The 4,455-nt window shown below is 59.6% G+C and carries 7 protein-coding genes; 2 read left to right on the forward strand and 5 right to left on the reverse strand.

The genetic code is table 11. The features are described 5' to 3' along the window. Positions 1-315 (reverse strand): thermonuclease family protein (locus L0963_RS19440; RefSeq protein ID WP_234181452.1); only part of this gene is annotated, 315 nt, incomplete at its 3' end. A 333-nt stretch (positions 316-648) separates the two neighbouring features. Then, the gene (locus L0963_RS19445) at positions 649-975 is read right to left on the reverse strand and encodes a helix-turn-helix domain-containing protein (protein ID WP_234181454.1); all 327 of its coding nucleotides are present in this window, start codon (positions 973-975) and stop codon (positions 649-651) included. A gap of 351 nt (positions 976-1,326) precedes the next feature. Here L0963_RS19445 and L0963_RS19450 point away from each other — a divergent pair, with 351 nt between their 5' ends. Further along, positions 1,327-2,193 carry a hypothetical protein gene (locus L0963_RS19450; RefSeq protein ID WP_234181456.1) on the forward strand — a complete coding sequence of 289 codons (867 nt, stop codon included), beginning with the start codon at positions 1,327-1,329 and terminating at the stop codon, positions 2,191-2,193. Further along, positions 2,186-2,959 carry a hypothetical protein gene (locus L0963_RS19455; protein ID WP_234181458.1) on the forward strand — a complete coding sequence of 258 codons (774 nt, stop codon included), beginning with the start codon at positions 2,186-2,188 and terminating at the stop codon, positions 2,957-2,959. The genes L0963_RS19450 and L0963_RS19455 overlap by 8 nt, the downstream gene beginning before the upstream one ends. Positions 2,960-3,000: 41 nt before the next feature. Here L0963_RS19455 and L0963_RS19460 read toward each other — a convergent pair whose 3' ends face one another. From L0963_RS19460 to L0963_RS19470, 3 genes are all read right to left on the reverse strand, one after another. After that, positions 3,001-3,636, reverse strand: a complete 636-nt coding sequence (locus L0963_RS19460; RefSeq protein WP_234181460.1) for a hypothetical protein — start codon at positions 3,634-3,636, stop codon at positions 3,001-3,003. Positions 3,637-3,641: 5 nt separating this feature from the next. Next, positions 3,642-3,809, reverse strand: coding sequence for a hypothetical protein (locus tag L0963_RS19465; protein WP_234181462.1), 168 nt, complete (start codon positions 3,807-3,809; stop codon positions 3,642-3,644). Further along, a partial coding sequence (locus L0963_RS19470) for a hypothetical protein (RefSeq protein ID WP_234181465.1) occupies positions 3,809-4,455 on the reverse strand: 647 nt, incomplete at its 5' end. The genes L0963_RS19465 and L0963_RS19470, both read right to left, overlap by 1 nt.

Consider the following 4,455-nt stretch of genomic DNA (forward strand, 5'->3'; position numbering starts at 1 on the left):
CCAGATGCCCAGTTTGAGGGCCTTGGCGCGCGCCTCGGCGCCGAGATAGCGATCGCTAAACTGAGGCAACGCAACTGCAAGGCCCGCTTCGACCATGGCTTGGCCCAGATCTATCTGCCGCGCGGTGCAGCTGGCGACGATCCGGTCATAGTCATCGACATCGCGCTGCTCACACCGCATTTCGGCACCATTGACCAGTTGCGCCAGTTTCGCCGACGCTTCTTTGCCGCATGCCCAGCTTTGTCCCTCGCGCGCGCAAGTCTGGTTGAGCTCGGGGGCGTCCACACCGTGCAAGCGGATGACGATCCCCGCCATATTGAGAGTGTCGCCGTCCATCGCCCGGGCCGAGCCACTAATGTCCTGCGCGAATGCGAACGCCGGCGTCAGCGCCAGCCCGATTACAAAGAACCATTTCATGGGAGATAAACTAGCCCGGTCAGCTTACCAATTCCTTGAACATCCTCGATCGATTGAGCCGAATGTCCGCTATGCGAATATTCGCCCCCGAGACCGACTGACAGAATTGGCGATAGCCCTATCGACCGAAGCGCCGACGGCCCCGAAGTCCTTTGCCGCGGATTTGGAGCCGATGACGGCTACGACGGTATTGGCCGAACCTTCAGAGCAATGCCAAGCGCGCCGACTCTTCTACGCTCCCGAACGGCGCTTCTGCATTCCCTTGATGATATCTCCAAGAACCAAGCGGTCGCGCAGATCGAGAGATTTCAGTTGACGGTAAATTACGAGCAACTGCTCGTCATCGCCATCTTCGTCCGGCTTCTCACCGACAAGGTGAGCGATGGACACCTCAAAATAATCGGCGAGCTTTCGGACGAGTTCGATCGACGGATTCTTGGCGGTGCCTTTCTCAAGCTCCCAGATATGGGCTTTCGACGCACCAATGGCGTCAGCCACTTCCTGAAGCGATTGCTGCTTTGCCGTGCGAAGGTTCTGCAGCCTCATCGCCAACGACATGCCCATGACCTCCTTAGACCCAACTTACCATGCGATCGGTGACATAGAAATCAACGATCGTTCGGTCAAGTGAACGATTTCGTTCGGCCAATTGACTCCGACTGTCGTATGACCTATCGAACGATATTGTTATTATTTGTCGGACGGAGCGCCGCGTGGGCCATAGCCAGCATATCATGGCAGATCCTCGCGGCTGGGCCGTCCACTCGGCGGAACTCAATGCTCTTGGATCACCTATCCGGCGGCTGATGAGCGAACGCGATACGCGCGCAGAGACCATCCGGTACAACACCATGAGGCCTTGTCGGGGGCGACTGGCATTGATGTTTCAAACTAAGCGGGAGCATAGGCATGGCTAAGAATACCACCAAATCGCAGGCGCTTGTTCCAGCTGAGCGGCGCCAGACGACCGTACGCAGGAAAACGGCGACGCCAGTCGTCGTGCCCGCAACGGCCGACACGCTGCTGCCGATCCTCGGCTCCGAATTCGCCGCCGAGAAGCTGATCGGCGACGGAGGCGAAGTCGCGCGAGAAGGCGGCGTCGCTCTCGTCACCGGCCGCGCCTATGCAACCCGCGATTGCGTCGTTCCCGCAGAAGAAATTTTCTACGATCAGGCTGCTCGGCCCGGTGGCAAGGGGGCGTGGCTGGGAGAGGCGGACAAGGTCAGCTGGCGCGATACGGCGAGTGGATACGACTGCATCATGTTGCGTAACACCGACAATGGCTTTCTCTGCGGATATGTCGGCATTCCCAAGGATCACCCTCTCTGGGGCTGGGATGCAAACGCAGTTCCGCCGGACATCGGAATCGATGTGCATGGCGGTTTGACTTATTCAAGACTGTGCGAAGAAGGGCCGACTCCGACGCGTCGGTTAGCCGTCGAGGCGCGCCGCATCTGCCACGTGACATTACGACCGGCGGTCTACCATCCGGTAGAACACGCAACCGACCACCGCGTCGAAGATTCGCATGCGTGGTGGTTCGGCTTCAGTTGCGATCATGCCTACGATCTTATTCCGAACGCCAGGCCGAATTCCTCCGGATCGAAGTCCTCGGAGCTTGGACGGATATATCGCGACGACGCATATGTTGTCAGGGAAACGGTCGCCCTCGCAGCTCAGCTGCGAGCAATCGCTGAAGGAGGCGCGGCGCCCGCGCGCGATGGCGCGCCGCCGCCGCTCGGCCTCGACCCTCGTCGCGGGGGTGGCCGTGGCTGACTTTGAGCGTCACGTCGGCGAACTCCCGTGGGGCTGGTGGCTTCGAGCCAATCCGCGCGGCTACGAGGATGCCGCTGGGCGAAATTGGGCGAGCGTCAGGGACGCCTTCTGGGAGGGAGAACTTGGATTCCCGCCGGTCCACTTCGCACCCGAACAGCATGAACTGATGCTGAGGGTCATGACCGCGATCGATGCGCGCTGGTTTGGCACGGAGAGCAACCACGATGTTTTCGGCGGGGACATGATGTTCTGGCGATTCTATCTGTGCTGGCTCGCCAGCATCGGTATGGTCGAGACATCGGCGGGGAGGGACCTCTTCGGTGGGGGGCTGAGCTCATTGGGCAGATCGGTGCTCATGATGCTGCAGGCCACGCGCGAGCCGGAATTCGAGCGCTTGCCAATGGCGGCGGTTGTTGCCGCGGTAAGTGCGAGCGCGGGGCCCGACGCCGAGTCACGGGAGCGGGCGCTGATCACCTTTGAACAGCAGGTTGGATTTCGTCGCCATCTGTTCGCGCGCGAAAATCTGGGAAGGCGATACCTGGTGACGTTGACCGGACTTACGGTTGGCGCGCGGATGCCGACGCGCAATATCGCGTGGTCGCAGTCCTTCGCCGATGCAAAATCGCGTGACGACCTTTTCGCCTGGCTCGCCGAGCGGGTGCACCGTTGGGATGATTGGGGGGGAATTGCCCACCGAAAGGGCGCGGACGCGCTTACAAGCCATCTATTGTCAGTGATCGTCGGCGCGGGCGGCCTGTCTTGGTGACCACTCGGCGCTGGACCGATGCAGCTTGCCGCTGGTCGAGACTAAGAGTTCAAATAGAATTCGACCTCACCTGGATTTGCATCGCGGATGCTCGTGATGATTTTTTCGCCAATTCCGTTCCAGCTTAAGACCCAGTGGTCGATCATGTCGCCGAGACGACGGCCGACGGCGAGCGTGCGGGCGGTGGCGGAGATGCCGCAATCGCGAACGACAATACAAGTTTCACCGGATTGGGGGATTACATCGATAAATAGGCTTTCGAGGTCGATCCTTAAACCAACATCTATATCGTCAGGCAAAGCAGTGATCGTGGTTGGTTCGCGGAGGTATAAATGTGAACTGACGCGAAGACCTTTGGGTAGCGCGGCTAAAGCATTGCAGCCTTTCATGAATAACGCTCCACGCACCCTCAAACCATCCGGAAGTGTGGTGAGCGCGGTGCAGCGATTGAGGGTGAGGTTTCCATCGGCGTGTAGGCGTTTCGGCAGCGAAGTCAGAGAGGCGCAGCCCCTGAGCTCGAGGGCCCCGCCCACACGCAGCCGATCCGGCAGGGCGATGAGCGCGGTGCAGTGATTGAGGTCGAGCAATCCATCCACTGTCAGTCCGGTCGGCAGTTCGGTGAGCGCCGTGCAGCCTCTGAGGTTGAGATCTCCGTCTACCGTCAGACCCTCCGGCAAGCTGGTCAGGGCAGTACAAATTCGAGGTTGAGCGATCCAACCACCCGCAATCCCTTCGGAAGCATGGTGAGCGCGGTGCAGAAACTAAGGTCGATATCTTCCATCATCCGCACGTTGGGCAACTGCAGGACGCCGTCGACGATGGTGTGGCCCCGGTGTTCAATGTTTTGCATCACCTGCCATCCTCCAGAAGAAAAACCAGATTGTTGTTTCGGTCCGTTTCGATCCTCTTGATGATGCGATCGGCGGTGCCGCGATAACTTAGAGCCCAATCCTGGATCACATCGCCGACCCGGCGGCCGATAGCGGCAGAAAGTATCGTTTCGGGGCAAGGTCGTCGGATAAGAATGATTCTGTCATTCGTAATGCTGAGATTTTTGAAGCCGAGCCCTCCGACAACGTTCAGCCCCGTCGGCAGTTTGGTGAGTGCGGTACAGCCGTAGAGGCTCAGCCAGCCACTTACGCGCATTCCCTCCGGCAGCTCAGTGAGCGCGGTGCTTAAGGTGAGATCGATATTTCCGGCAACGCCAAGATCGGCGGGCAGCGCAGTTAACGCCGTGCAGGCCCTGAGCAAGAGATTCGCACCTACGCTCAGTCCGGCGGGTAAATTTGTTAGCGCAGTGCAGCATCTCAAGTCGAGATCGCCGCCTACGCTCAGTCCATCCGGCAAGGTAGTAAGTGCGGTACAATAGGCGAGGCGGATCGAGGCATTGACGTGCAATCTTTCCGGAAGCTTGGCGAGCGCCGTGCAGTCGATGAGGTCGATATCTCCACCGACACGAAGGTCGGCAGGCAACGCGGTCAGCGCGGTACAGCCTC

It is taken from the genome of Sphingopyxis sp. NFH-91, from assembly GCF_021401285.1.
GTDB lineage: Bacteria > Pseudomonadota > Alphaproteobacteria > Sphingomonadales > Sphingomonadaceae > Sphingopyxis > Sphingopyxis terrae_A.